Here is a 26,723-nt window from a genome sequence, read left to right on the forward strand (position 1 = left end):
GTTTAATGCTAAATAGAAAATTAAGCAGAATATTAGGACCAATACTTGGAATTATGGTATTTATGAGCAGTGCAGGATTAGGACAAGTAAAAGTTTTAGCAGATGATAATGCAAATCTAACTTCAGCATGTTGTGAAAATATAAGTTCTAATCAGTATAAGGATTATTCAATTAATATAAACAAAAGCATTGAACAAAATGGATTTAAGGTAACACTAGATAAGGTTACTGGAACAAAGCATAATTTAAATGTGATTTTAAAGATAGAAAGTGATAAGACTTTAGACAAAGAAAAAATAGAAAAATTTATAAGTGAAGTAAGTTTTGCAAATGAGTATACTGATAACAGTTCTACATGGTTTGACTATTTAGATGATAGATCATTTATAATGCATTTAAATGGAGAAAAGGATGAAGAAGAATTTCCTGAAAATGGAGAACTGAGAGTGGATCTTGTTTTACCATACTATAAAGTTAATTTAGGAATAGATAGTTATGTAGATTTTTCAGAATCATTTAAAAAGACAATACAAGAAAAAATAGATACTAAAATACCAGAATTTAACTTAAAATTAGATGAACTAGAATCAAATATTGTTGGAACGAGATTTAAATGCAGTGGGACTTATGATGAGAAAATCAATGAAGAAAAAGATTCTGCAAATTCCTTTTTGATATTAAAAAAGGAAAATATAATGTATAGAGTATCTTCAGATGGATTTTGGTCATCTGATGGAGAAGTAACAGGGGAATATATAGCTGATTCAGCAACTTATGATAGGATTAAAGATATTAATAATTTAAGTATTATTCCAATAGTAGGTCATATGTCATATGACGAAATATATAACATGTATGAAAAAGATAAAGAAAGTATTTTAGATGATAAAGAGAGGGAAATATTAAACAATGTAAAATATAAAAAAGCATTTAAATTTTCTGATGGTACTAATGGAGAGATATATAATATAGAAAGAACAGATAATAAAATAAGAGTTTATTGCAAAGGAAGTACAGAAAAAGCAGGACTTTTAATGGCAAGTAATATGTTTATGTATAATGAATTAAATAAAGAAACTAATGTTTTTAATAATACCTATGATGGAAGTAAATATATGAGTTTTTATAAGGACCCAAATGATGAACTTGGATATATTGTAGAATTTGGAAATGTTAAAGACGATAAATTAAAGGAAATTCATTTTGATATTACTACAAGTCAAATAGATAAATACGAAATAGGAAATGAAGCAAAGATATCTAAATAATACTATATTAGTTTAAATGATGATTTGAAATTATAATATAAAAATAGAGCTATACTAAACTTTAATTAAGTGATATTAGTATAGTTCTAATTTTATATATTATATAGCTTTTCTTAAAAAGCTAAATTTATCTAATAGTTTATTAATTATATGATAAAGTACTTTATCTTTTGTAGCAGTTAGTATTATTAAATATATTAAACTACATAAAGCAATATCTGATATACATAGAAAAAAAGGACTTAACATATATTTTTTTAAAATTATAGTTATAGGTATAAACAATAATGAATAATAAAAGTATTTTGTATTTTCAATCTTAAATAAGTTGATATTTAAGTCTAGAACATTCCTTACTACATTATATTGAAGTACTATAACAATTATATTAGAGATTAATGTAGTTGATATAGCAGTGACTATTGAAAAGTAACCGGTAAGTACTAATATTGAGTTTAGTATAAAATTAATGATACCACCAAGAAGTATTAGTATGGAATCATATTTTTCTTTTTTATAAAGATATAGTATCTGATTAGATATTATATTTTGAATACCTAAACTTAACATATAGAGTGAGAATACAACAAGTGCAGGAATTGCTTGAAGATAGCCTCCTTTACCAAATATTAAAATTACTTCTTTTGATAAACAAGCAAGTCCAATAGATGAAGGGAATAAAAATAAGAAATATAATTTTATTGTTTTTCTCAAAAGTAATGAATATTCATTTTTTGAATTATTACCCAAATAATTTGATAATCTTGGTAGTGTGACTGTGACTAATGTAAGCATTAAAGTATTAACTAAAGTCATAATTTTTTGAGCCATACAATAGTACCCAACATCTGTAGTACTAATATTATGTTGGATCATAAATTTGTCAAGTTGTGTATATAAAACCCCAACATTTGAAAGTATTACAGCATAAATCATAGGTTTTATATGTTTACTGAATTGTAGATTAGAAAAATCAAAAGGAATTTCTTTTTTTATATAAACAAAACTTATAATGTTATTTATAAAATTGCTTCCTATAAGTATATATAAATAAAGTAAGTAGTCTTGTTTTGTTTTTATAAATATCAAAGTTAAAATACAGCTTGCAATTCTAACAATTACAGTTTTAATAGCAATAAAACTATAGTTTTCTAAAGCTTGATTTACCCATTCTACATAGAAAATATTAAAAGATAAATTTATCCCCATCAATAAATAAGTTAAGAATAAAGGTTGATTTTTATAATTAATTATTATGAATATTATATATGCTAATATAGCTAAAATATTTGTTAGTGTTGTTAGAACAAATAAACTAGTAAATGTTTGTCTAAGTTTAACTTTATCATCACGGACTCGACTTATTTCTCTTAAACCATAAGTATATACACCAAAGCTTGCAAATATTAAAAAGTAAGAAGTAAGTGTATCACTACAACCAATATAACCATATAATTCTTCACCTATTGTACTTGAAACTATTTGAAATACTATTATTGGAAGGATTATATTAAATAAGTTTAGTATTGTATTAGCCATAACATTTTTTGAAATTGATTTAGACATTATTATGCTCCTATATTTAAGATATTTTTATTTATACAAGTTTACATTTTATAGAATAAAATGTCAAATATTTGTCGGGATAAAATGAAATGTAAATAAAGATATTAAACTAAAGGGCTATCTAAAGATACAAATGATTTTATCTACAAGATAGCCCGTTTGTTTTATTATAAAAGTTGTCCATTCCTTTTCCTATTATCAAAAGTAAATACATATTTAAAGCCTATATCTTTTAAAATATCATATACATAACTTATTTTTTCACCAACTCTATTACTAGTATGAGCATCAGAACCTACAGTTAAAATTTCACCATTTAAATCTTTATACATATTTAATATTTCTAATTTAGGGAAAAGCAAGTTCTTAGACAAGCCAGAAGTGTTTACTTCAAGTCCTTTTCCTCTAGAAATTGTAACTTTTAAAATCTCATATATGTAATCTTTATAATCTTCAAAATCATATACTCCACCCGATTTAAAAGCATAACGTTGAACAATATCAAGATGTCCAAGTACATCAAAATCACCCATTTGTGCAAATTTGAAAATTTCCTTAAAGTAAGTTTCATATGTATATGTAACACCATTTTCAGCAATATTATTTCTTAAGCTTTTTCCATTAAGATTATGTATTGAACCTATTATAAAGTCTAAATTATGTTTTTTAAAGTATTTATCAAAATCTTCTTTATAAAGAAGATACTCTCCAATTTCTAGACCTTTTTTTATAGAAATTTTTCCAGAATATTTATCAGAAAGTCTCTTTATCTCATTTTCATAGTCTTTAAAATTAAAGAAATTATAACTTCTATCATCAGGATCAAAACTTATATGTTCTGTTAAACATATTTCATTTAACTTCATAGAAATAGCTTTAGTTATAATATCTTCAAAGGTTTGTTTAGAATCAAAAGAATAGTTTGAATGTAAGTGGTAATCACTTAAGTATCTCATAATAATTAATCCTTTCTAATACAATTATTGTTATTATACTTGTACTATTATATATGTTTTAATTTAAAATGTACAAATAGCTATTTAGATGTTAAAGTTTGATTTTGCAAATATTTTAAGAAATATTGAATAATACTATATAAATTTTATAAGAATAGATAACATTTATACTAAAAAAATAAAGCATGTTATAATTTACCTTAAAATATAAATTTATTTAAAATATTGATAGATATAGAAATTTATAAACGAAATATTAAGTGTAAGGGGTAATAGACATTAAAAAATAAATAGTGCAATATTTTTTTATGTGTCTAAATAATATATGCAAGCTTGCTTTAGAAAGAAGGTCAAAAATGAAAATTGATGAAGGAAACTTTATTCTAGGTTTAATAAATAAAAATGAAAAAGCCTTAGATTATGTTATTGATAATTATGGATGGATTATTAAATCTATTGTAAAAAAACATCTTTATAATTTAAAGAGTACTCAAGAGGAATGTATTAATGATATACTTCTTGGAATCTGGAATAATATTAAAAGTTTTAATAGAGGTAAAGGGGATTTCAAAAACTGGGTAGCAGGAATAGCTAAGTTTAAATGTATTGATTATAAAAGAAAGTATCTAAAAGGTTTAGAGTATGAGAATATAGATGATTTAAATATAACCATTCCAGATAATACTCATCAAGAGATTATTAAGAATGAATTAGATGATGATATTAATGAGATCTTAAATTGTTTAAAAGAAAATGACAGAGATTTATTTTATAAAGTATATATTGAGGAAAAAGAAATAAATGATATAACAAAAGAAATGGGAGTTAAAAGAGAAGTTATTTACAATAGATTATCAAGAGGAAAAAAGAAGATACAAAAGATCTTTAAAGTATTGGAAAATAGGGGGTAGGAGTATGAAGAATGATATATATAGTATGTTAAATGAGATTAAGATAAATATTGATGATTATAAAAGAGAAGACTTTAATGATATAGAGAAGAAAGAAATAAAAGCTAATTTAAAAAAATCAATTTTAAAAAAGAAATTTCCTAAAAGAAATGCTATAGCAGCAGTAGCTATTGTAGCTTTAACTATTGGTATATTTGGAAATAATATTGGAGTGTCAGCTTTATCAAAGGTAGGATACCTGATTAACAATGATATAGGGAGTTTTTTAGGAATAGAAAAAAATTTAGATGATTATAAGACTGTTTTAAATAAATCCATAACTGATAATGGAATAACAGTTCAATTAAATGAGGTTATATTAGATGGAAATGAAATGACAGTTTCTTATAATGTAACATCTGATAAAAAATTAGACGAATACGAATCTTGGGATGGATTTAATCAAATTTATGTAAATGGAAAAGCACTTAATACAGGGGCAAGTGGAAGTGCTAAAAATATTGATGACTATACAACTCAATCAGTAATTACTTATAATTTAGAAAATTGTGATTTTACTGGAGATTTAAATATAAAACTTGAAAGTTCAAGTGTATGGTTAAATGATAATGAACAAAAAGGCAATTGGACATTTGAATTTAAAACTAGCGGGGATCAATTAAGAATAGATACTAAGGAAATAATACTTAATAATAAATTTACATTAGAAAATGGTCAAGAATATACATTAGAAAAGTATACTGATAATTCATTAGGGCAAAAAATTTATGCTTCAATATCTAATTTTCAAAAAAAATCTTCATATGCTGTAATGTTAAAAGGATATGATGATTTAGGTAATAAAGTTGAATTTTATCCTTCTTATTCTAATAAAAAGAATGCACTATTTAAGATAGAAAATATTCATGGCAATCTTAATGAAAATGCAAAAATATTAAAATTAACACCTTATGCAGCTAAATATCCAGAGGAAAGTGGAAAGATGGATAATGAGTATAAAAAAGCAGGAGAGGAATTTACAATAGACTTATCACAATTAAAATAAATAATAAAGTTTTATTTAAGACTAGTTAAGTTATTAATTAACTAGTCTTTTTTGCGTAAAGGGTTGATATTACTAGGTTTAGTATGAATTTTATGGCAAATAAACCTGTTAAACGTTTACAATTTTGAAAGGTTCAATTAATTATAGTTCTAGAATAAGCAATTATAAAATAATTCCTTTTAAGTGAAACATTTACATAGAAATTTTTGTAAAAAGAGATGAAGTTTTAAGGGGGAATTTGGAAAAAATCACACTTTAAACTCGAAAAATAAGAGATTACAATAAACCCATGGTTGATGAAGTTCAATCATAAAATTTAATTGAAAAAGGAGAATACAACATGAAAGGATTAATTTGGAGTAAGAACAAAAGAATAGAACTTAAGGAGGTAAAAGAACCACAAATATCATCATCTTGTGAAGTGAAAATAGAAATAAAATATTCAGGTATATGTGGAACTGATTTACAACTTTTAAAAGGTAATTCAGAAGAAATGACAGATATTATTAGAGGGCATGAAGCTGTTGGAAAAGTTATAGAGGTAGGAGATAGTGTAAAGAATATAAAAGTAAATGATAATGTAGTTATTGATCCTAACCAATATTGTGGCAAGTGCTTTTATTGTAAAAATGGTCAAACAAATTTTTGTGAAGGTGATAATGGAAAACTAGCAATTGCAGGAATTAATAAAAATGGTGTATTTGCGAAATATTTTGTATGTGATGAAACTTTTGTATATAAAATTCCAGAGGAGTTAAGTTTAAAATCAGCTGTTTTAGTTGAACCATTAGCTTGTGTACTTCATAATATCAAGGCTGCTAATATTCAACCAGAAGATTCAGTACTTATAATAGGATCAGGTCCTATGGGAGTGTTATGTCAAATGTTGACTAGTAAAATTGCTAGACTTACAGTTGCAATAGAAAAAAATGATTATAGAAAAGATTTTTCAAATAAAATATGTGATTATGTATATTATCCAGAAGATTTAACAGAAGAAAAGTTAAGAGAGATAAATTTAGGAAGAAAATTTGATGTTGTTATAGATGCAGTAGGAACTCAAATGGAAATGTGTGAAAGCATGATAGAAAAAGGAGGAAGGATTATTTTATTAGGAATAAATCCTAATTATAATTTTAAATTTAAACCAAGTCATTATTTAAGCAATGGAATAAAAATAATAGGTTCAGGTGAATATAACTTAATGTTTGAAAAAGCTATAAAGGCTGCAATTAAGTTGAAGGATTTGGAAAAATTAGTTACTAAAACATGTTCAATAGATGAATTTGAAGAAAGTTTTAATGAATTATTATCTCATGAAATGAAATCCATGAAAACAGTTTTTGAATTTTAATATAGAATAAACGTTCTATAAAACTGCTTAGTTATACTAGTTAAGTTTTAGTTTTTATGATTTCAGTAAGAGTTAAATAAAAAATAATTTTTATTGAATTTATACAGATCACTAGGAAAGTAACATTTTATATAAATAGGAGATTAAAAGAAATGATAACAATAAGTAATTTAGATAAAATAAACAATTTTGTTAAGAGTAAAATACAAGATGAAAAATATTTGATTTGGATTCCTAAACTTTGGAATATGATAAGATTTAAAAATATTTTAAATGAAACAGAAGAAGAAATTCAAATAAATGCTTATGAGTATATAAATGAATTAATAAATTATTTAAAGGTTCAAAATTATGATATTCCAAATGATAATAACTTTAATAAAAGTCTTATATACTGTTCTTTAGTTAGATATTCAACAGCATGGGATTATAATCATGATGGTAATTTAGAGATGGGAACATTTCTTAGATTAATAATATTATTACCTATGTTAAAAGATATAGGCGTAGACATATTATACTTGCTTCCAATAACAGAATACAGTGAATTATATATAAAAGGAGATATTGGAGGACCATTTGCAATAAAAAATTACTTTGAACTTGATAAGAATTTACATGATGAGATATTAGATGATATTAAAGATTTCACACTTAAAAATGAATTTTCAGCATTAGTTGAAGCATGTCACCTTTTAGGAATAAGAGTTGTGAATGACTTTATACCTAGGGTTACTGCACGTAATAGTGACATAATAAAGGAACATCCAGATTGGGTATATTGGATTAAAAAAGAGTATTTAGAAGGATTTAAAACTCCTGAGATACCAGAGATCGGAGTTTTTCAAGAATGTACTCATGATAATTTAGAAATAATATATAAATCACAACAAACTAAAGAACATTTAAAGAAATTTTCTAAGTCTCCAGATCAGTTAAACCCAGATTTGTGGAAAAAGTTAAAGAAACAATCAGAACAAACAGGAGAAGATTTATTAATGCTAGTTGAACAAGAAATGCAAATAACAACTCCACCTGCACATTCAGATTGGGTAAATGATGTACAGCCTATTTGGACAGATATTACTTTTTTGAAAATATATATGGATGTATATCCAGAAGTTAAAAAATTCTTAGATAAAGATCAAGCACCTTATGTTATGTTTGATACCATAAAAGCTAATAAATTTCCAGGAAAAGAACCTAATTATGGTTTATGGAAACTTTTTGAGGATGCTCTACGTTACAATATTCTAGAATATGGAATAGATGGAATAAGGGTAGATATAGGACATACTATACCACCTGTATTATTAAGTCATTTATTTGATGTGGTAAAAGAGTTAAAACCTAATGCATTATTTATGAGTGAAGATTTATTTAATAAGAATCATGAAAGAGCTTATGATAGTGGATATAACATAATGTTAGGTAGTGAATGGTTAGAAATGTCTAGAATAAATAAAGATAATCTAACAAATTTTTTAAAAGAGTTACAAGAACTAAAACTTTATATTTTTGGATGCGCTGAGACAGCAGATACTCCAAGAATAACAACTAGAGATGGAGGGGTTAAACTTGCTCGCTCAATTTCAGTATTTAATAATTTCTTACCTAATGCGATACCATTTATAACAACAGGGGGAGAAGTTAATGAAGAGGAACCTATAAATTGTGGATTAGCAGATAATACAAATGGTGCTGAAATACCAAGAGCATTTTTTAATAAAATGAATATTAAATGGAGTAATAAAAATGCGGATAAAATGATTTTGTTACTAAAGCAATTAAAAGAATGTAAGAATAAATATTCAGATTTATTAGAGTTAAAAAATTTTGAGATAGTAAATTCACCAGAAGAGGTTATTGTATATAGTTATAAAACTAAAAAAGAAGCATTTTTAATAATATTTAATTTAAATATGAATGATGAAAAATATATAGAAATTAATAAATCACTTAATTTTATAAATAACCCTAGAATTTTGATAAACAGTATAGAAAATGATGAGCGAAAAGCTCTAAATAAAAATGTTGATATATTAAAAAGTGGTCAAGCTATTGTATTATTTGGAGAGATATAAGTTAAATCTTACAAATTAAAAACATAAGAGTTTTACTATAAAAATAATAAATTAATAGTTTTTTTAAAAGAAATTTTGTTAATATTTGGAGGAAATAAAAATGAATTTGAATGAAGAAAAAGAAATAATAATCTGGCATGAATTTGATGGGATAGCTGATACAACTTTAAGTTTATTAGAAGATATAACTAAAGAAATGAGTAAGAAGACAGGTTTTAATTTTAAACTTCATATGACTAATATAGTTGAGTTTATAGAAGGACTTAGTAATATTTATAAAACACATAATGGACCACATATGGCATTTATTCCATCTGATATAACAGTATTTGCAGAACAAGGATTATTTTCAGAGGTAAATACATCTATATTTGATGGATATGCAGATAAAAAAATTTATGAAACAATGAGCTACAAAGGAAAACAATATGGTGTACCTATTTTAGGAGGAAATCATGCAGTTATATATTATAATAAAGAGCTAATGGAAGAGATTCCGAAAGATTTTGACGATTTAATAAGAATGAAAGATGACTTTATAGAGAAAAAAATAGCTCCAATAGCTATTGATATGAGTGTTCCATATTGGTTCATACCATTCTTTACAGCATTTGGTGGATGGCCAATGAATGAAAATTTAGAATTAGACCCTAAAGCTTTAAAAGATACATTTTTGTTTTTAAGAGAATTATTAAAAGAGGGCGTAATAGTTAATTATAGAGCAACTGATGTTATGCTAGATAAATTTATTGAAGGAAAAGTAGCATGTATGATGAATGGAGAATGGATTTATAATTATATGCTTCAAAAATGCAATGAAAAGCTAGGTGTATTTTTAATACCAAATATAAATGGTAAAAAAGCAAAAGTAACTACATCTACAATAGGATGGGTTTTCCCTTGCGATTCACTTAAGTCAGAGTATAAGGAACCTATAATGGAATTTGTAAAATATATGATGAGTGATGAATGTCAATTAAGGTTATTAAATGAGGTTCATAGAATACCAGTAAATAAAAAAGTTATTGAAGAAGCAAATAAAAAAGCAACAGAAACTACTAAAAATATATTATCTCAATTAAAGTTTAATGAGACAATTCCAGTAGATTTAAAGATGAGAAAAGTGTGGGATGATTTAGAATTTGGATTAAAAATGCTAGGAAATGAATCATGCTCTATAGATGATATAGTTAATACTTTAATGCAATAAAAATATTCATAATATTCACAATATTACATTAATAACAAAGCGAGGAGATTAAATAAAATGAAAGTAACACTTTTTAGTCAAGTATCAATAGATGGTAAATTAACTTTAGGAGCAGGAAATTCAAGTAAGGATTTATTTAATTTTTTAGATGAGGGTGATAAGAAATTTATTCATAAATTTAGAGGAAATGTTGATGCAATAATGGTTGGTAAGAAAACAATAGATACAGATAATCCATTTTTAACTAATAGATACGAAGAAAATAAAAATCCAGTAAGAATAATACCAACTAACACTATGAATTTAGATTTATCTTCAAATATTTTTAAAGATAAAGAAAGAACAATAATTGTAACAACAGAAAATGGGAAAAATGATGAAAAATTAAATTTTATAAAAAGTATAGGGAAAGAATATTTGATTTTTGGAGAAAATAAAGTAGATTTTAAAGAACTATTTAAATATCTTGAAAATGAATTAAATATAAATAGTATAATGTTAGAAGGTGGTGGATATTTAAATTGGTCACTTTTTAATGAAAATTTAGTAGACGAAATAGTACTTATGCAATTACCAGTAGTAATAGGTGGATATAACAATGTCTCATTAGTTGATGGAGAAGGATTTAAAGATTTAGATTCTTTAAAGAAATTTAAATTTTTGGAATTTAAACCTAATAAAAATTACAATTTATTAAGATTTGAGAGATTATAATTTTAAAGATTAGTTCTATAAAGTAGAGATTATTTAATAAATACTAAAGAAGTTTTTTAGGTAAACTTAAAGTATAACTAATTTTAGAAAACTTAAAAACTAGGTGAATGATTTTAGAGTTAAATATATAGAAGAACTTAGGAGGGAGATATGAATAAACAATATACTAAAGCAATTATATTTGATATGGATGGAGTTATTGTAGATAGTGAACGTATATATTTTGGTATAGAAAGAGATGTATTTTCACATTTTAAAATAAAGATATCTAAAGAAGAACATGAGGGCTTTGTTGGTAGTAGTTTAGAAAACATGTGGGATAAAATTATAAAAGATAAAAGTTTGAAGATTTGCCCAAAAGATACAGTAAATTATCATAAACAATATGTTATGAAACATATGGAAGGATTAGAACTAGTTCCTATTAAAAATGTAAAAGAGTTTATAAATGATATAAAAGAAAAAAATATAAAGATTGCATTAGCATCATCATCAACAAAAGCTTTAATAAATTTGATTTTAAATAAGTTAGAAATTAGAAATTTGTTTGATGTTATTGTAAGTGGAGAAGAGGTTAAGCAAAGCAAACCTAATCCAGAAATATTTTTAAAAGCAGCAAAATTTCTAAATGTAGATCCAAGTGACTGTATTGTAATAGAGGATTCATCAAATGGAGTAAGAGCAGCTAAAAAAGCGGGAATGAAATGTATAGGATTTTTAAATCCAGGTTCAGGGAATCAATGTTTAGAAGAAGCGGATATTATAATAAGTGAATTCCCTAAGAACTATTTTGATATACAAAAAGATATAATGTAAACATAAACAGAAAAACAAGATAACTGTCTAAAATAGTTAAGAGAAGGTGTAAATGTGTGTTTTGAAATAAATGATAAATTAAAAGAGGAATGTGGAGTTTTTGGTGTTATAGATTTAAGTGGAAGTATAAACTGTAGTGAAATTACTTATTATGGATTATATTCATTGCAACATAGAGGTCAACATAGTTGTGGTATTGCATCTTATTTAGAAAATAAAGTAAATTGTTATAAGAATCTAGGTCTTGTAAATGAGGTGTTTAATCAAGAGTTACTTAATAATTTAAATGGAAACAAAGCAATTGGTCATGTTAGATATGCAACTAGTGGTGAAGTTTCAGCTAATGATGCACAACCGTTAATAGTAAGCAATAAAAAAGATCAACTAGTATTAGCTCATAATGGTCATATTTTAAATGGAACTGAATTAAAAAGAAGAATAAGTAAATATAAATTGAAAACTTCAATAGATTCAGAAATTTTAGGATATTTGATATTAAATGAATTAGAAAAAGGATATACTTTAGAAAAAAGTATATTAAATATAATGGATTTTATAGATGGAGCATATTCACTTGTGTTAATGGATAATGATAGACTTATAGGAGTAAGAGATCCATTAGGAATGAGACCACTTTGTATAGGAAAATTAAATGATGCTTATATTTTATCTTCTGAAAGTTGTGCATTAAATGCTGTAGGAGCTAAATTTATAAGGGATGTAGACCCAGGAGAAATAATCATAATAGATAAAACTGGAATAAAAAGTGTTAAAAAAGAAGTTAATGAAGGAAAAAGACTTTGTATATTTGAATTTGTCTATTTTGCAAGAGAAGATAGTAAAATAGATGGTATGAGTGTTTATAAAGCAAGAGAGAATATGGGAAAAGAATTAGCTAAATTGTATAAAATTGATGCAGATTTAGTAGTGGGTGTACCTGATTCAGGTATACCAGCAGCAATTTCATATGCTAATGAAACGGGAATTCCATATGGACAAGGCTTCGTAAAAAACAAATATATAGGAAGAACATTTATAAAATCTGTTCAAAACGAAAGAATAAAAGCTGTAAATATTAAGTTAAATCCTATAAAGGAAAATATAAGAGGTAAAAGAATTATCTTAGTAGATGATTCATTAGTTAGAGGGACAACTTTAAAAGGAATAGTAAAAAGGTTAAAAAAAGCTGGGGCTAAAGAAGTTCATGTAATAATTTCAGCACCACCTATAAAGTTTTCATGTTTCTATGGAATAGCAACTTCAAATACAAAAGAATTAATAGCATCAAGTAAGTCAATTGAATATATAAGAAAATATATACTTGCAGATTCTTTAAATTTTATAACTATAGAAGCATTATTAAAATCAGTTGGAAAAGAAAATAATAGTGGATTTTGCGCAGCATGTTTTGATGGTAAATATCCTAAATTAAAAAATGATTCAATAACTTTAACAAAAAATTTAGTTAATATGTAAAATATATTGATTTATAACAAGCTTTAAAAGATTAGTTAATAAAATTTTTAACTAAATCTTTAAAGCTTGTATTTTTATACTCCAATAAGAAAAAATATATTGTTATATAAGTTATGAATAATTTCTAAAATGTTTTACTTTAAAGATATAATCAATACTCTTAAAGAATAAAAAGTAATCATATGGCACACCATTATTCCTAAATTAAGTTTGAAATGTAGAGTAAAAAAAGAATAATGCAACAACAATATTTAGAAATTAAGAATATTAAAAAAATAATAAGAAAACCTAGTAATGTATTTTATTATTTTTTAGTTAAATTTTAAAAATATATTTACTTTAGGAGGAATATGTAATGAAAGTAACAAACCCTGAAGAACTAACACAAAAAATTAATCAGTTAAGAAAGGCGCAAAAAAAGTTTGCTCAATTTACTCAGGAGCAAGTAGATGAGATTTTCAGACAAGCAGCTATGGCAGCTAATAATAATAGAATTAAATTGGCTAAAATGGCTGTAGAAGAAACAGGAATGGGAATTATAGAAGATAAAGTTGTAAAAAATCATTTTGCTGCTGAATATATATATAATCAATATAAAGATATGAAAACTTGTGGAGTTTTAGAAGAAGATTTTACATATGGAATTACAAAAGTTGCAGAGCCAATAGGTGTTATAGCAGCTATTGTTCCAACAACTAATCCAACTTCAACAGCTATATTTAAAACATTAATAGCACTAAAAACTAGAAATGCAATAATAATTTCCCCTCATCCAAGAGCAAAAAATTCTACAATAGCTGCAGCAAAAATAGTTTTAGATGCAGCAGTTAAAGCAGGTGCACCAGAAGGAATAATTGGTTGGATAGATGAACCATCAGTTGAATTATCTCAAAATGTTATGAGAGAAAGTGATATGATTCTTGCAACAGGTGGTCCAGCAATGGTTAAGGCTGCTTATTCATCAGGAAAACCAGCTTTGGGTGTTGGAGCGGGGAACACTCCAGCAATTATAGATGAAACAGCACATATTAAAATGGCTGTTAATTCAATTCTTTTATCAAAAACATTTGATAATGGAGTTATATGTGCATCAGAACAATCAATAATTGCTTTAGATGAAGTCTATGATGAAGTTAAAAAAGAATTAGCTGAAAGAGGAGCATATATTCTTAAATCTGATGAAGTAGATAAGGTTAGAAAAATTATCTTAAATGAAAATGGTGGTTTGAATTCTAATATAGTTGGTCAATCCGCTTATAAAATAGCTGAAATGGCTGGAGTTATAGTAAAAGAAAACGCTAAAGTATTAGTTGGAGAAGTCGATTCAGTAGAGTTAGAAGAACCTTTTTCACATGAAAAATTATCTCCAGTACTTGCAATGTATAGAGCTAAAACTTATGAAGAAGCATTAGAAAAAGCTGATAGATTAATAGTTTTAGGAGGTATGGGTCATACATCAATTCTTTATACTGATGAAATAAAATCAAAAGACAGGATAGCTAAATTTGGAGCTAAAATGAAAACTGCTAGAACATTAATAAATATGCCAGCATCTCAAGGAGCTATAGGTGATTTGTATAACTTTAAATTATCACCATCTCTGACTTTAGGATGTGGATCATGGGGTGGAAACTCAGTTTCAGAAAATGTTGGTCCTAAACATTTAATCAATGTTAAGAGTGTAGCTAAAAGGAGAGAAAATATGCTTTGGTTTAGAGTTCCTGAAAAAATTTACTTTAAATATGGATGTTTACCAATAGCTTTAGAAGAATTACATGATATGGGTAAGAAAAAAGCTTTTATTGTAACAGATAAAGTATTATTTCAATTAGGATATACTGATAAGGTTACTGAAGTATTAGATAGAAATAGAATACAATATAAAATATTCTTTGATGTTGAACCAGACCCAACATTAAGGTGTGCTAAAGCAGGTGCAAAAGAAATGTTAAGCTTTAATCCAGACGTTATAATTTCACTTGGTGGTGGATCAGCTATGGATGCAGCTAAGATTATGTGGGTTATGTATGAACATCCAGAAGTTAAATTTGAAGATTTAGCTATGAGATTTATGGATATAAGAAAAAGAGTTTATAGATTCCCAAGCTTAGGTGAAAAAGCAACAATGGTTGCAATAGCAACTTCAGCTGGTACAGGATCAGAAGTAACGCCTTTTGCTGTTATAACTGATGAAAAAACAAGTGTAAAATATCCATTAGCTGATTATGAATTAACTCCAGATATGGCTATAGTTGATGCAGAGCTTATGATGACTTCACCTAAAGGATTAACTGCTTGTGCAGGTATAGATGTATTGGTTCATGCAATGGAATCATATGTTTCAATAATGGCGTCAGAATTTACTAATGGATTAGCTTTAGAGTCTATAAGATTAGTATTTAAATATTTACCACAAGCATATAGTGAAGGAACAACTAATATCAAAGCAAGAGAAAAGATGGCTCATGCTTCATGTATGGCAGGTATGGCATTCTCAAATGCATTCTTAGGTATATGCCACTCAATGGCACATAAGTTAGGTGCATTCCATCACTTACCACATGGTATGGCTAATTCATTATTAATAAATCAAGTTATTAAATTTAATGCAACTGATGCTCCAACAAAACAAGCAGCATTTGCTCAATATAAGTATCCAAATGCAGAAAATAGATATGCAAAGATTGCTGATTATCTTCAATTAGGTGGAAATACTGACTCTGAAAAGGTTGAATTGTTAATTAAAGCGGTAGAAGACCTTCAAAGAAAAGTAGAAATGCCAATGACAATTAAAGATGCTGGTGTAAGTGAAGATAAATTCTATGATTCACTTGATGAAATGGTTGAGCAAGCATTTGATGATCAATGCACTGGAGCTAATCCAAGATATCCGTTAATGAATGAAATGAGAGAAATGTATATTAATGCATATGATGTTAAAGCTAAAAAACAAGATACAGTTAAAAAACAAACTAAAAAGAAATAATATATAATTTAAAGGTTAGTTACAAATTTTGGTAACTAACCTTTGCTTTTTGTGGTGGAAAAATAAGGATTAAATAATAAATATTAATTGTAGTAGATATGTCTATAATATATAATGAAGATAATGTATTTTAAATCTAGTGCTTTATTAGATATTAGATATAATATGGTGATGAATAGTATGTATTTAAATAAAGCAGTTTCTAACATAACCAATAATTATAATATTGAATGCATTTGATTATTTAGAAGTATAGAAAAAAGTAAAAAGTAGGTGTAGTAGAAATGAATACAGATAAAAATATACAAGATAAGATTGATAATTTTTTAAAGGAAAATAGAATAAATATAACAGGTGGAACAATATCAAGTGAAGAAGAATTATCAGAAGTTTTAAATAATATTGCTATGAGTGATTTGCAAAAAGGTAAAGTAGATAAGGCATTATATTTTGTGAATAAAGCAAAAGAATTCAATTCTAAAAATTATTATACATTATTTATGAAAGGACTTATTTATAGATATACTAAAAAATATAATGAAGCTATAGAAATGTTTAAAGAGTATAATACTCACACTAATGATAAATTAAGCTATATTTATATAGGGTTTTGCTATGCTGAATTAAATGATGGAGAAAGTGCATTAGATTATTTTAGAAAATGTGAAAAAGAATTTTCAGAAGAAGAGAAAAATCAATATGGTGCTTTAATGTCCACAGTATATGAATGTATGGGAAATATATATATAAATAAGGAAAATATTTTAGAATTTTATGAAGATGATAAATTTAAACTTAGTTATAAATTAGCAATAAAGTATTTTAAAATGTCTCTAAGAAGTAATAAAGAAAATCATATGTTACTTAATAAATTAGCAGTTTGTTATTATCACTTTGAAGATATTAATAAAGCATTATATTGTTTTGAGGAGGCTGTAAAAATTTCACCAGAAAATGCTGCTTATTTAGAAGCAATTGAAGAGATGAAGGAAATAGGTGCCATACCAGAAAAGGTGGAATTTTAAGAAAATAAGGATATTTAACTAATATTTAAATATATAATTTTGCTATTATCCTTAAAACTATGATATCATATATTGAAATAAGGTATAATCAAAAAATAACAAGTCTATTGTTCAGCCTATTTTTCATCATGTTGTTTTATAAAATTTATCTAATAGCAGGCTATTAGGAGAAGTCATTTTCTTTATAGAACGAAAAATATCGATTGAAACTTTGGGCTTGTTAGTTATTTTCACGTGCTTAAAAATATAACTAAATAAAAGAGAAGAAATGGATGAGTGAATGGATAATAATAAGAGAAAAAGAACTGGTTTGAATTATAATAAGGAATTAAAACAAAACAAAAATTTTATGTACAATGATCTAAAAAGAAGTAATTGTTATGGATGTGATTTTACAGGTTCAAATTTTAACTTTACAAGTTTTAGAGGAGCACATTTTAAAGGATGTAACTTTTTTGGTTGTACATTTAAATCAGCTGAATTTATTGGGAGTAATTTCAAGAAAAGTAAATTTAAAAAAGCAAAGTTTGAAGATGCTGTATTTGAAGGGGTAAATTTAAGTGGTGTAGACTTTAAAGAGGCAGAATTTAAGAATGTAATATTCGTATGTACTGATATAAGTGTTGCGAAAAATTTGGAATTTGATGAATCATCAGTTAGAATATTTGATGAAGCACCAATTATTAATATAAGTGAAAACTTAAAAAATGCTATAAATTTAGCATTAACAAATGAAAAGGTAAGAAATTCAAGATTACTCGATAACAAAGATGGCGAAATTAATACTTTAAGTATAATGATTCTTTTAGAAAAATTTAGTGAGAAGAATTTAATATCTGGATTAAAAATCCTTGCAGATAGAATTGATAGGGATTTTTGTACACTAAGCTATATAGTCAAATCTATACAAACATATCAAAAAGAGGGTATATTATAATTATCCTTCATTAATTGAGTTGAATTTACATATACTAGCTATGGAATAAAGATAAAAAATAGAATTTAAATAGTAAATTTTAAAGATATACATTTTTAAAGTTGAGTTCTAGAAATAAAATATAAATTTGAATAATATAAAAGGACTTAAATGTGATAGTTATTTTATTACACTTAAGTCCTTATTTTATATTTTAAACACTAGATTGAATTTTTGTATTATTTTTATTAATACGTTCTGAAAATACTATTTTTAATAGCAGTGGTGTAACAATAGTAGTTATGATTATCATTATTATAATAGGACCAAAAAATACTGAAGACATTAAACCTAAGGAAGCACCTTTATTTGCAACTATTAAAGCTACCTCTCCACGGGATACCATTCCAGTACCTATTTGAAGAGATTCTAAAGATGAAAACTTACATAATTTAGCTGCAATTCCGCACCCTATAATTTTAGTTATAATAGCAACTAATACAAGTACTATAGAAAATATAATCATTGATACATTCATAGCAGGTAATTTAAATTTTATCCCAATACTAGCGAAAAAAACTGGTGAAAGTAACATATATGAAAGTATTTCAAAACGTGATGCTATATATTTAGAATACGTAGTTTTCGAAATTATAAGCCCAGCTATAAATGCACCAGTTATATCTGCTACTCCAAAAAATACTTCTGCACAGTATGAAAGTATTAAGCAATACACAAAAGAAAGTATTACAAATCTACGCATACCTTTATCATGTCTTAATTGAACTTTGGAAAAGAATCTATAAAATATAAAACAACAAATTGCTGCAAAAATAAAAAATGCAAAAATCTTAAATAACACTACCCAAATATTTACATTTGAGTCTGCAAAACTAGTAACTATAGTAAGCGCAATGATACCTAGTATATCATCTATGATTGCAGCACCTAAAATTGCACTTCCAACGTTTGAGTTAAGCTTGCCCAATTCTTTTAATGTTTCAACTGTTATACTGACAGATGTTGCAGTTAATATAACTCCTATAAATATATTTTGCAATAATATACTTGAAGATGCATCTGAAATAGAAGGATCATTATTAAAGAAGCAACTAACTATAAATCCTACTATAAGAGGTAAAAGTACACCTATTAAGGCGATAATAAAAGATGACCGTCTACTTTTTTTTAGTTTCTTTACATCTGTTTCAAGACCAGCACAAAACATTAAAACAATTACCCCGATTTGAGAAAGTTGAGTTATAAATTCTGTTTCATTTAAAAAATTAAAGACAGTAGGTCCAAATAATACTCCTGCCATTAAGGCTCCAACAACTTGAGGGAGTTGGAAACGTTTGTTTGCTAATCCTAAAACTTTTGTGGTTAATAATATTAATGCTAAATCAAATATAAAACGATAAGAATTCATAATAATATCCCCCTTTTTATTATTAGAAATATTAAACAAAAATGTATACATATACTATAACATATTATTAAAAATAATACTAACCAGTACAAAAACATTAATAATTATAGTTATTTATATTCTTATGGAATATAAATAACTATAATTATTAATTAAAGCATAAAAAAGATGAAATTTAAAAAATTTCATCTTTTTTATTTATATATTATTTTTAGAGTAAAAATAACTTGCTATTATAGGAATTATTCCTGCAACTAATATTGAAATAATTACAACTGTAAACTGTAAATTTCTAGTAAAAAATAATGAACTAATAATTATAACTAATCCTGATAATACAAATAATTTACCACCTAATCTATGAGTTTTTTTCCAAGTATCTTCATTTGTTAGTGTCCATGGAGTTTTAATTCCATAGAAAAAGTTAGTTTTAGATTTTGGAAGATAATTACCTATAACTATTAATAATATACCTAACATAAATGGAATAACTCTATTTATTTCAATGTTATAATCAAGAGAAACTCCTAGAACACAAATATGTAAAATAAATAAGAATGTTAGAGTAACATTTATAATAACATTATAACTTTTATCAAATTTAGAATAATTATTTTTCTTTGGATCTATTTTAGGAGTTAATAACATCCCAATCCATACTAGAAGCATGATTGATGGTAACAAAAACGATCCAAATAATTTAGAGCTATATTTATCGATTTCTCCACTAATATTCCAATGAGTAGGGATTTGATTTGGAAGTTTATTATATACAATAACAGTAATTAAAAATCCTATTCCTATTAATATAAGATTATAAATTGTATTTTTATTTTTCATAATTTATTTCTCCTTTTCTTTAGTGGTATTTAAAAATGATACAAACCATTTTATAACATCTTCAAAAACAGAGGTATTAAGTGAGTAGTAAATAAATTGGCCTTTTCTTTCATCGCTTACTAATCCTGATTGTTTAAGTATATTCAAATGGTGGGATATACTGGGTTTTGTAATTTTAAAATAATCAGCAATATCACCAGCAGTCATATCCTGTTCTTTTAATAAGTCTAAAATTTGCCTTCGCGTATTATCAGAAAGTGCTTTAAAAGCATCATTAAAGGACAAATAATCACCTCCTATATTTATATTAGATATTTAGATAATTATCTAAATATCTAATATAAATATATATAAAACATATAAAATTGTCAATAGAGATGTTTTAAGATAGAATTAAATTATAAATTTGGTATTTATGTTAAATTTGGTAGTATTAATAATAAGTATATTATTTAAGATAGAAGGAAAATTAATTTAATTATGATTTATAAAATATAAGGATGAAAGAGGAGAATACTATGAATTTTAATGGACTTGTACCTGAATTATCAGTTTCTAATATACAGAAGTCTAAGAAATTTTATTTAGATATTTTAGGATTTAATTTAGAATATGAAAGAGAAGAGGATAAATTTATGTTTATTTCTCTAGGACAAGCACAAATTATGCTTGAAGAGATTAATGGTTATTGGAATACTGGGGATTTAAAATATCCATTTGGAAGAGGAATAAATTTTCAAATAAATGTTAAAGATGTGATGAAAATCTATAACAAACTTAAAGAAAATAATATTACTTTATTTAGAGACGTTTTTGAAAGTTATTATGAATGTGATGGACAGGTAATTATTGAAAAAGAAATACTTGTTCAAGATCCTGATGGATATTTATTACGCTTTTCACAGATTATTAAATAAAATTTCACTTGCATCCTACCTAAGGTAAGGATTTATACTTATCTTATAATAGTATTTAAAGGAGAGTATATATGCAACTAGAAATTCAATACAATTGTTCAAATATTAATTGGGATTATGTATCTAATATATTAAAAAAAGTTGGAATGTCATATTTTGAAGGGGAGATGCACAGGAGAGCATTTGAAAACAGTTATACTACTATATTTATTTTTGATGATGATAAACTTATTGGTTTTGGTCGTGCAATTTCAGATGGAATTTATCAAGCAGCCATTTATGACGTAGCAGTATTACCTGAATATCAAGGAAAAGGTGTGGGAAAAAAGATTCTTGAAAGTATTATAAAATGTACACCACAATGCAATTTTATATTATATGCATCACCAGGCAAAGAAATTTTTTATGAAAAAATGAATTTTAAAAAGATGAAGACTGGAATGGCATTATTTTATGATGCAGAAAAAAAGCAAGCAAAAGGTTTCATTAAATAAGAGCAAAATCTTTATAGATAAGAATTAAATCTTATCTATAAAGAAGGTACCATCACTTTGAATTTCAGCATAAAAAACATCTTCTATAGAATTAACATTATAATCTTTAAGTTGTTGTTTTAATTTTTCTTCAGTTAAATTTAATTCTAACAAATTATGTTTTATTATTTTACCATCAACAATTATCTCAGATGGAATATAGTTTATATTAGATGTAGGAATGTTCATATCTTTTCTTATTATGTGCTGTTGTGATTGTTTTTTTAATACACTTAAGTTACCATTTGGTTCTAAAATAGCATAATCTACTTCTAAAAAGGAAAATATATCCTTTTTTCTAAGTAACATTGATAAATCATCCATATTAAGATGATTTGATTTCAATGCTTTTTTGATAATTTTACCTTTTTTTATTAAAATAGTTGGTTCAGCATCAAGTATACTTCTTAAAGTTCCTGATTTTAAACCTATATATCCAAAGAAAATTGTTAATATACACCACCAAATTAAACTTAAAAAATCATTCAAAAAATCTGTATTAGTGTCATTAATCATATTAGCAGCAATAGAACCAATTGTAATACCGGTAACGTAATTAAAAAATGTTAAATGACTCATTTGTTTTTTTCCAAGAATTCTTGTTAAAAATAATAACACAATAAATATTAAAGTTGTTTTAAATAATGAATTAAATATATTTCCATTGTTTAAATTCATAATAATGTCTCCTAAATAATTCTAAATATGAAATGTCAATAATATTAAAAATGAAAATAGCTAATTAATATATAGATAAGAACACTTTAAATTACAATGATTCACAAACATATTTTATTCAAATTTAATTTATTTATACATATAGTTAGAGATAAAATGAATATTATGGAAATGAAAAATAAAAAAGACTTACTAATATTTAGTAGTACAAAAAGTCTATTTTCTGTATTGAATAAAAATATGTAATAATTAATAATAGTACTTAAAAATGGAATTAGAAAGGAGATTTAAAAATGAATTTTGATGATGAGGCTAAAAATTGGGATACTGAAAGAAGAATTAATAGAGCAAAAGTAATAGCAAATAAAATAAGTAATTCAATTAATATTAATAAGAATTTTTCTGCAATGGAGTTTGGATGTGGAACGGGGCTAATAAGTTTTAATCTTTATAATAAATTTAAAGAAATTACTTTAATTGATTCGTCAAAAGGAATGATAGATATACTGAATTATAAAATTAATAAGTACAAAGTCAATAATATGACTGCTAAGAATTTAGATATATTTGATGAAAATTCATTAAATATGAAATATGATGTTATTTATAGTTCTATGGCATTACATCATATTTATAATACTGAAAAAATAATAAAGAAATTTTATGAATTGCTTAATGAAAATGGATATTTGTGTATTGTAGATTTAGATAAAGACGATGGAAGTTTTCATAAAGAAGATCCCAATTTTAATGGACATAATGGTTTTGATCAAGAGGAATTAAAAGGTGTTTTTAGTAGTGCTGGATTTAATGATGTAGAATCAAGTACATTTTTTAATGGTATAAAGGTTATAGATGGTAAAAAAAATAAATATTCTCTATTTTTAATGAGGGCAAGAAAAGTTGAGAATTAATCTCTTAGGTAATGAAACACTAAGAAAGAAAAGTATCGAAGCTACAGATGAAAAAGTAATGTACATTCTACATAATACAGTTATATATTATGTAGAATGTAGAAAATGGTAAAGGAATGTGGCTATCAAAATATCTTATAATTAAATTAATTTAATGTTTAAATGGTTTGTTTTTTCTGGTATTGGATTACGTTTGTTTACAGCAGGTTTAAAGCAATCAATTATCCCATCATTTACAGCAAAAGAAATATTTAAATTTTACTCTGTATAATTACAGATAATAAGCTATAAATTGATATCATTAGCAATAGGATAGACGAATGTAACATAGATATCACAAATTACTTTTAAATGCTTTTGTTATTTAAAATCTCTTAGTATGTTATATTGTTTATATATATGTTATATTATATAAGTTATAATTTACATAATCAATAAGATATTGTAAAATGATATAAGTTATAACATATAAAATGCTATAAATAAAAGGAGTTAAGCAATGAAAGATTTAAACTTAATTATAGGTAATAAATTAAAAGATATACGAAATAAAAGAAATTTAAGCCTAGATGAAGTCGCTAAATTGACTGGTGTTAGTAAAGCAATGTTAGGTCAAATAGAAAGAGGGCAGTCGAATCCAACGGTCTCTACATTATGGAAAATTGCAACTGGATTAAAAGTCTCTTTTTCTTTATTCATTAATGAAGAAAAAGATGATTTAAAGGTAATACATCAGAATGATATTACTCCAATATTAGAAGATGATAAAAGAATGAAGTTATATCCGATATTTCCATTTGCTGCAGATAAAGGGTTTGAGATATTTACTATAGAATTAGAATTAGGTTGTAATCATACATCTACTTCTCATAATGATGGTGTTGAGGAATATATTATAGTTAATGAAGGACAACTTGAAATAAATATAGATGATAAAAAATTTATATTAAAAAAAGGTGATTCTATTAGATTTATGGCAAATAAACAACATGTATATAAGAATGTAAATCAAGGTAAGTCAATATTTCAAAATATAGTACTTTATTTTAAATAATATGATAAATATATAAATTTTTACTTAACAACTTAATTAAGAAAGACAGATAATTCCTTAAAATACCGCAGTATTTAAAATTGAATACTACGGTATTTTTATTATATTATATAGCTTAGATGATAAATTGCCTTTGATGTAAGTTCTTTTTAGTTAAAAATTTATGAATATATTTCAATTGCAATAATAATATTTCTTCTAAATTAAAAATATTCTTTTTTATATAAATTATTTAACTATTATTTTTCTTGAATAAAAATAAGGCAAGGCCCAATAGAATGAACATTATACCTATACCTTGCTGTAAGGAAATAATCTCGTCTAAAATGAAATAAGCAAGAATGCAAGTTCCTATTGTTTCTCCTAAAATACTCATTGATACAATTGATGTACTTAACCATTTCAATAACCAATTTAAAATAGTTTGTCCCAAAATAGTTGCAATAAATGCTAAACCAATAAAGGAATACAAAGTATGTAAAGAATAATGAATAAAAGATACCTGTTGATTATAAGCATAAAAAGCTAAAAAAAGTGCACTACTTGAATATCCAATTATTGAATAAGGAATAAGTGATAAATTTTTTCTAACATAATGGCCAACGAAAAAATAGCAAGTAATCATACCTGCTGCTATAAAGGCAAGTAAATCACCAAAGAAAGCTTGATTACTTATTTGAAAATCTCTCCAACCTATAATAAAACAACCAATAATTGCGATAAAGCAACCAGTTAAGGCTCCTTTGCTGAAACGTTCTTTAAATAAAAAATATCCACCAGATATCGAAAAAAGTGGTTGTAATGTAACTATAACTGTTGAACTTGCAACGGATGTGTAATTTAGTGATTCAAACCATAAAACATAATGAATTGCTAAAAATAAGCCTGATAATAGACCAAACCCCCATTGTTTTTTTGACAGTGCAATTAATTCTTGTCGGTTTTTATTATTAAATAATAAAAATGGTAAAAGTATTAATGTTGAAAAAAATAACCTATAAAATGCTATAACTGATGAAGGAGCATCTGCTAATTTTACAAAAATGGCTGAAGTCGATAGTGCAAATACTCCCAAAAATAAAGCTAAATATCTACTAATTTGTGATTTCATTAATTTATCTCCTTTTGTTTATTATAAAAAAAAATGTATAATATAATGTACAAGATGATTATATTATATTTGTGTTATGAAAAATAGCTTTATTTTAGATGTTTAATATGTTAGCACAAAACAGATAAAAAACACATTATTATGAAAAGGAGATTATACTATGGATCATCAGCGTTTAGGTCAAACTGTACTTAATTATCGTAAGAAGAATGGTATGACTATTAGAGAATTTGCAGACTATTCAGGTATTAGCACATCACTTATTAGCCAAATTGAACGAGGACAGGGAAATCCATCACTAAATGTATTGGAACTAATTGCAAAATCATTAAATGTACCACTTTTTACACTTTTTATTAATGATATTGATACTGATTCATTAATTTCAAAGAAAAAAGATCGTAAAAAAATTTATCGTGAAAATAATGATCATATTGTTTATGATGTATTAACCCCAGATTTTATGAAAGCACATATTGAGCTATTAATGATGGATTTAAATCCTCATTCAAGCACAATTGAAAGCCATTATTTACACATTGATAAAGAAGAAATTGCTGTTGTTATGAAAGGCAAGGTATACGTAGAATTGGAAGGTATAGAGTATTTTTTAGAAGAAGGAGATGTTGTACGCATTCCGCCTAATGTTAAGCATAAATTTTTAAATAAAAGTAGCCAAACAAATAATATCTTATTTGTACTTACACCATCACTTATTTAGATCTTTTGATAGGTATGGGAAAAACATTATATGCATAAAAGCAAGTTTAATTTAAATGTATTCGATATTAAAGTTAATATATATTAATGAATAGAAATTTATTATAAAAGCCTGTATTCCTATATACTCATAATTATAGGAATGCAGGCTTTTATATTATGTAGAATCTAGAATAATAAATGGTAATGATGTTCTTTGA

General features: G+C 25.2%; 25 protein-coding genes. 18 read left to right on the forward strand and 7 right to left on the reverse strand.

The window, feature by feature from the left end; translation table 11 throughout:
• The first annotated feature begins 5 nt into the window (after positions 1-5).
• Positions 6-1,268, forward strand: coding sequence for a DUF4179 domain-containing protein (locus KYD98_RS11065; protein ID WP_219780099.1), 1,263 nt, complete (start codon positions 6-8; stop codon positions 1,266-1,268).
• 99 nt (positions 1,269-1,367) lie between these two features.
• Here KYD98_RS11065 and KYD98_RS11070 read toward each other — a convergent pair whose 3' ends face one another.
• Entirely contained in the window at positions 1,368-2,834 is a 1,467-nt protein-coding gene (locus KYD98_RS11070) for an oligosaccharide flippase family protein (RefSeq protein WP_219780100.1), read from the reverse strand.
• A 167-nt stretch (positions 2,835-3,001) separates the two neighbouring features.
• Positions 3,002-3,790: a histidinol-phosphatase HisJ family protein gene (locus KYD98_RS11075; protein WP_219780101.1), complete on the reverse strand. Its 789-nt coding sequence runs from the start codon at positions 3,788-3,790 to the stop codon at positions 3,002-3,004.
• A 356-nt stretch (positions 3,791-4,146) separates the two neighbouring features.
• On the opposite strand from KYD98_RS11075, the gene KYD98_RS11080 reads away from it, so the two are divergent.
• From KYD98_RS11080 to KYD98_RS11130, 11 genes are all read left to right on the forward strand, one after another.
• A complete protein-coding gene (locus KYD98_RS11080) occupies positions 4,147-4,701 on the forward strand; it encodes a sigma-70 family RNA polymerase sigma factor (protein ID WP_219780102.1) in 555 nt (184 codons plus the stop codon).
• 4 nt (positions 4,702-4,705) lie between these two features.
• Positions 4,706-5,746, forward strand: coding sequence for a DUF4179 domain-containing protein (locus KYD98_RS11085; protein ID WP_219780103.1), 1,041 nt, complete (start codon positions 4,706-4,708; stop codon positions 5,744-5,746).
• A gap of 340 nt (positions 5,747-6,086) precedes the next feature.
• Positions 6,087-7,100, forward strand: a complete 1,014-nt coding sequence (locus KYD98_RS11090) for a zinc-dependent alcohol dehydrogenase (RefSeq protein WP_219780104.1) — start codon at positions 6,087-6,089, stop codon at positions 7,098-7,100.
• A gap of 152 nt (positions 7,101-7,252) precedes the next feature.
• A complete protein-coding gene (locus KYD98_RS11095; protein WP_258049770.1) occupies positions 7,253-9,184 on the forward strand; it encodes an alpha-amylase family protein in 1,932 nt (643 codons plus the stop codon).
• A 100-nt stretch (positions 9,185-9,284) separates the two neighbouring features.
• Positions 9,285-10,394 (forward strand): sugar ABC transporter substrate-binding protein, encoded by a 1,110-nt coding sequence (locus tag KYD98_RS11100; protein WP_219780105.1) that lies wholly within the window; start codon positions 9,285-9,287, stop codon positions 10,392-10,394.
• A 57-nt stretch (positions 10,395-10,451) separates the two neighbouring features.
• Positions 10,452-11,108, forward strand: a complete 657-nt coding sequence (locus KYD98_RS11105) for a dihydrofolate reductase family protein (protein WP_219780106.1) — start codon at positions 10,452-10,454, stop codon at positions 11,106-11,108.
• Between the two features lie 150 nt (positions 11,109-11,258).
• Positions 11,259-11,924 (forward strand): HAD family hydrolase, encoded by a 666-nt coding sequence (locus tag KYD98_RS11110; RefSeq protein ID WP_219780107.1) that lies wholly within the window; start codon positions 11,259-11,261, stop codon positions 11,922-11,924.
• Between the two features lie 54 nt (positions 11,925-11,978).
• Positions 11,979-13,400, forward strand: coding sequence for an amidophosphoribosyltransferase (purF, locus tag KYD98_RS11115; protein WP_219780108.1), 1,422 nt, complete (start codon positions 11,979-11,981; stop codon positions 13,398-13,400).
• Positions 13,401-13,755: 355 nt separating this feature from the next.
• Positions 13,756-16,386 carry a bifunctional acetaldehyde-CoA/alcohol dehydrogenase gene (adhE, locus tag KYD98_RS11120; RefSeq protein ID WP_219780109.1) on the forward strand — a complete coding sequence of 877 codons (2,631 nt, stop codon included), beginning with the start codon at positions 13,756-13,758 and terminating at the stop codon, positions 16,384-16,386.
• Between the two features lie 284 nt (positions 16,387-16,670).
• Positions 16,671-17,411: a tetratricopeptide repeat protein gene (locus KYD98_RS11125; RefSeq protein WP_219780110.1), complete on the forward strand. Its 741-nt coding sequence runs from the start codon at positions 16,671-16,673 to the stop codon at positions 17,409-17,411.
• Between the two features lie 280 nt (positions 17,412-17,691).
• Positions 17,692-18,348, forward strand: coding sequence for a pentapeptide repeat-containing protein (locus KYD98_RS11130; protein ID WP_219780111.1), 657 nt, complete (start codon positions 17,692-17,694; stop codon positions 18,346-18,348).
• 193 nt (positions 18,349-18,541) lie between these two features.
• Here KYD98_RS11130 and KYD98_RS11135 read toward each other — a convergent pair whose 3' ends face one another.
• The 3 genes from KYD98_RS11135 to KYD98_RS11145 form a co-directional block, all read right to left on the reverse strand.
• Positions 18,542-19,756: a cation:proton antiporter gene (locus KYD98_RS11135; protein WP_219780112.1), complete on the reverse strand. Its 1,215-nt coding sequence runs from the start codon at positions 19,754-19,756 to the stop codon at positions 18,542-18,544.
• Between the two features lie 198 nt (positions 19,757-19,954).
• Positions 19,955-20,596, reverse strand: coding sequence for an SdpI family protein (locus KYD98_RS11140; RefSeq protein ID WP_219780113.1), 642 nt, complete (start codon positions 20,594-20,596; stop codon positions 19,955-19,957).
• Positions 20,597-20,599: 3 nt separating this feature from the next.
• Complete coding sequence (locus tag KYD98_RS11145) at positions 20,600-20,881, reverse strand: autorepressor SdpR family transcription factor (protein WP_219780114.1); 282 nt, start codon at positions 20,879-20,881, stop codon at positions 20,600-20,602.
• Between the two features lie 233 nt (positions 20,882-21,114).
• Here KYD98_RS11145 and KYD98_RS11150 point away from each other — a divergent pair, with 233 nt between their 5' ends.
• Both KYD98_RS11150 and KYD98_RS11155 read left to right on the forward strand, forming a co-directional pair.
• A complete protein-coding gene (locus KYD98_RS11150; protein ID WP_219780115.1) occupies positions 21,115-21,513 on the forward strand; it encodes a bleomycin resistance protein in 399 nt (132 codons plus the stop codon).
• A gap of 71 nt (positions 21,514-21,584) precedes the next feature.
• Entirely contained in the window at positions 21,585-22,007 is a 423-nt protein-coding gene (locus KYD98_RS11155; protein WP_219780116.1) for a GNAT family N-acetyltransferase, read from the forward strand.
• A 24-nt stretch (positions 22,008-22,031) separates the two neighbouring features.
• Here the strand turns inward: KYD98_RS11155 and KYD98_RS11160 are convergent, their stop codons facing one another.
• A complete protein-coding gene (locus tag KYD98_RS11160) occupies positions 22,032-22,724 on the reverse strand; it encodes a YetF domain-containing protein (RefSeq protein WP_219780117.1) in 693 nt (230 codons plus the stop codon).
• Positions 22,725-23,017: 293 nt separating this feature from the next.
• Here KYD98_RS11160 and KYD98_RS11165 point away from each other — a divergent pair, with 293 nt between their 5' ends.
• From KYD98_RS11165 to KYD98_RS11170, 3 genes are all read left to right on the forward strand, one after another.
• Positions 23,018-23,638: a class I SAM-dependent methyltransferase gene (locus KYD98_RS11165; protein WP_219780118.1), complete on the forward strand. Its 621-nt coding sequence runs from the start codon at positions 23,018-23,020 to the stop codon at positions 23,636-23,638.
• Positions 23,628-23,750: a hypothetical protein gene (locus KYD98_RS18220; RefSeq protein WP_258049772.1), complete on the forward strand. Its 123-nt coding sequence runs from the start codon at positions 23,628-23,630 to the stop codon at positions 23,748-23,750. Before KYD98_RS11165 ends, KYD98_RS18220 begins: the two co-directional genes overlap by 11 nt.
• Before the next feature lie 387 nt (positions 23,751-24,137).
• Positions 24,138-24,692 carry a helix-turn-helix domain-containing protein gene (locus tag KYD98_RS11170; protein ID WP_219780119.1) on the forward strand — a complete coding sequence of 185 codons (555 nt, stop codon included), beginning with the start codon at positions 24,138-24,140 and terminating at the stop codon, positions 24,690-24,692.
• Positions 24,693-24,924: 232 nt separating this feature from the next.
• On the opposite strand, the gene KYD98_RS11175 is transcribed toward KYD98_RS11170, so the two are convergent.
• The gene (locus KYD98_RS11175) at positions 24,925-25,803 is read right to left on the reverse strand and encodes a DMT family transporter (RefSeq protein ID WP_219780120.1); all 879 of its coding nucleotides are present in this window, start codon (positions 25,801-25,803) and stop codon (positions 24,925-24,927) included.
• A gap of 160 nt (positions 25,804-25,963) precedes the next feature.
• On the opposite strand from KYD98_RS11175, the gene KYD98_RS11180 reads away from it, so the two are divergent.
• On the forward strand, positions 25,964-26,524 hold the full coding sequence (locus KYD98_RS11180) for a helix-turn-helix domain-containing protein (protein ID WP_219780121.1): 561 nt from the start codon (positions 25,964-25,966) through the stop codon (positions 26,522-26,524).
• Positions 26,525-26,723 lie beyond the last annotated feature (199 nt).

Origin of the sequence: Clostridium weizhouense, assembly GCF_019431045.1 — a bacterium.
Lineage (GTDB): Bacteria > Bacillota > Clostridia > Clostridiales > Clostridiaceae > Clostridium > Clostridium weizhouense.

What these genes read in the sequence shown, in the direction of transcription:
- KYD98_RS11155 (WP_219780116.1), top strand. Translation starts at nt 21,585, where the DNA reads ATGCAACTAGAAATTCAATACAATTGTTCAAATATTAATTGGGATTAT.
- KYD98_RS11110 (WP_219780107.1), top strand. Translation starts at nt 11,259, where the DNA reads ATGAATAAACAATATACTAAAGCAATTATATTTGATATGGATGGAGTT.
- adhE (WP_219780109.1), top strand. Translation starts at nt 13,756, where the DNA reads ATGAAAGTAACAAACCCTGAAGAACTAACACAAAAAATTAATCAGTTA.
- KYD98_RS11170 (WP_219780119.1), top strand. Translation starts at nt 24,138, where the DNA reads ATGAAAGATTTAAACTTAATTATAGGTAATAAATTAAAAGATATACGA.
- KYD98_RS11175 (WP_219780120.1), bottom strand. Translation starts at nt 25,803, where the DNA reads ATGAAATCACAAATTAGTAGATATTTAGCTTTATTTTTGGGAGTATTT.
- KYD98_RS11140 (WP_219780113.1), bottom strand. Translation starts at nt 20,596, where the DNA reads ATGAAAAATAAAAATACAATTTATAATCTTATATTAATAGGAATAGGA.
- KYD98_RS11070 (WP_219780100.1), bottom strand. Translation starts at nt 2,834, where the DNA reads ATGTCTAAATCAATTTCAAAAAATGTTATGGCTAATACAATACTAAAC.
- KYD98_RS11100 (WP_219780105.1), top strand. Translation starts at nt 9,285, where the DNA reads ATGAATTTGAATGAAGAAAAAGAAATAATAATCTGGCATGAATTTGAT.
- KYD98_RS11085 (WP_219780103.1), top strand. Translation starts at nt 4,706, where the DNA reads ATGAAGAATGATATATATAGTATGTTAAATGAGATTAAGATAAATATT.
- KYD98_RS11080 (WP_219780102.1), top strand. Translation starts at nt 4,147, where the DNA reads ATGAAAATTGATGAAGGAAACTTTATTCTAGGTTTAATAAATAAAAAT.
- KYD98_RS11075 (WP_219780101.1), bottom strand. Translation starts at nt 3,790, where the DNA reads ATGAGATACTTAAGTGATTACCACTTACATTCAAACTATTCTTTTGAT.
- KYD98_RS11065 (WP_219780099.1), top strand. Translation starts at nt 6, where the DNA reads ATGCTAAATAGAAAATTAAGCAGAATATTAGGACCAATACTTGGAATT.
- KYD98_RS11150 (WP_219780115.1), top strand. Translation starts at nt 21,115, where the DNA reads ATGAATTTTAATGGACTTGTACCTGAATTATCAGTTTCTAATATACAG.
- KYD98_RS11090 (WP_219780104.1), top strand. Translation starts at nt 6,087, where the DNA reads ATGAAAGGATTAATTTGGAGTAAGAACAAAAGAATAGAACTTAAGGAG.
- KYD98_RS11165 (WP_219780118.1), top strand. Translation starts at nt 23,018, where the DNA reads ATGAATTTTGATGATGAGGCTAAAAATTGGGATACTGAAAGAAGAATT.
- KYD98_RS11135 (WP_219780112.1), bottom strand. Translation starts at nt 19,756, where the DNA reads ATGAATTCTTATCGTTTTATATTTGATTTAGCATTAATATTATTAACC.
- KYD98_RS11105 (WP_219780106.1), top strand. Translation starts at nt 10,452, where the DNA reads ATGAAAGTAACACTTTTTAGTCAAGTATCAATAGATGGTAAATTAACT.
- KYD98_RS11130 (WP_219780111.1), top strand. Translation starts at nt 17,692, where the DNA reads ATGGATAATAATAAGAGAAAAAGAACTGGTTTGAATTATAATAAGGAA.
- KYD98_RS11180 (WP_219780121.1), top strand. Translation starts at nt 25,964, where the DNA reads ATGGATCATCAGCGTTTAGGTCAAACTGTACTTAATTATCGTAAGAAG.
- KYD98_RS11160 (WP_219780117.1), bottom strand. Translation starts at nt 22,724, where the DNA reads ATGAATTTAAACAATGGAAATATATTTAATTCATTATTTAAAACAACT.
- KYD98_RS11125 (WP_219780110.1), top strand. Translation starts at nt 16,671, where the DNA reads ATGAATACAGATAAAAATATACAAGATAAGATTGATAATTTTTTAAAG.
- KYD98_RS11095 (WP_258049770.1), top strand. Translation starts at nt 7,253, where the DNA reads ATGATAACAATAAGTAATTTAGATAAAATAAACAATTTTGTTAAGAGT.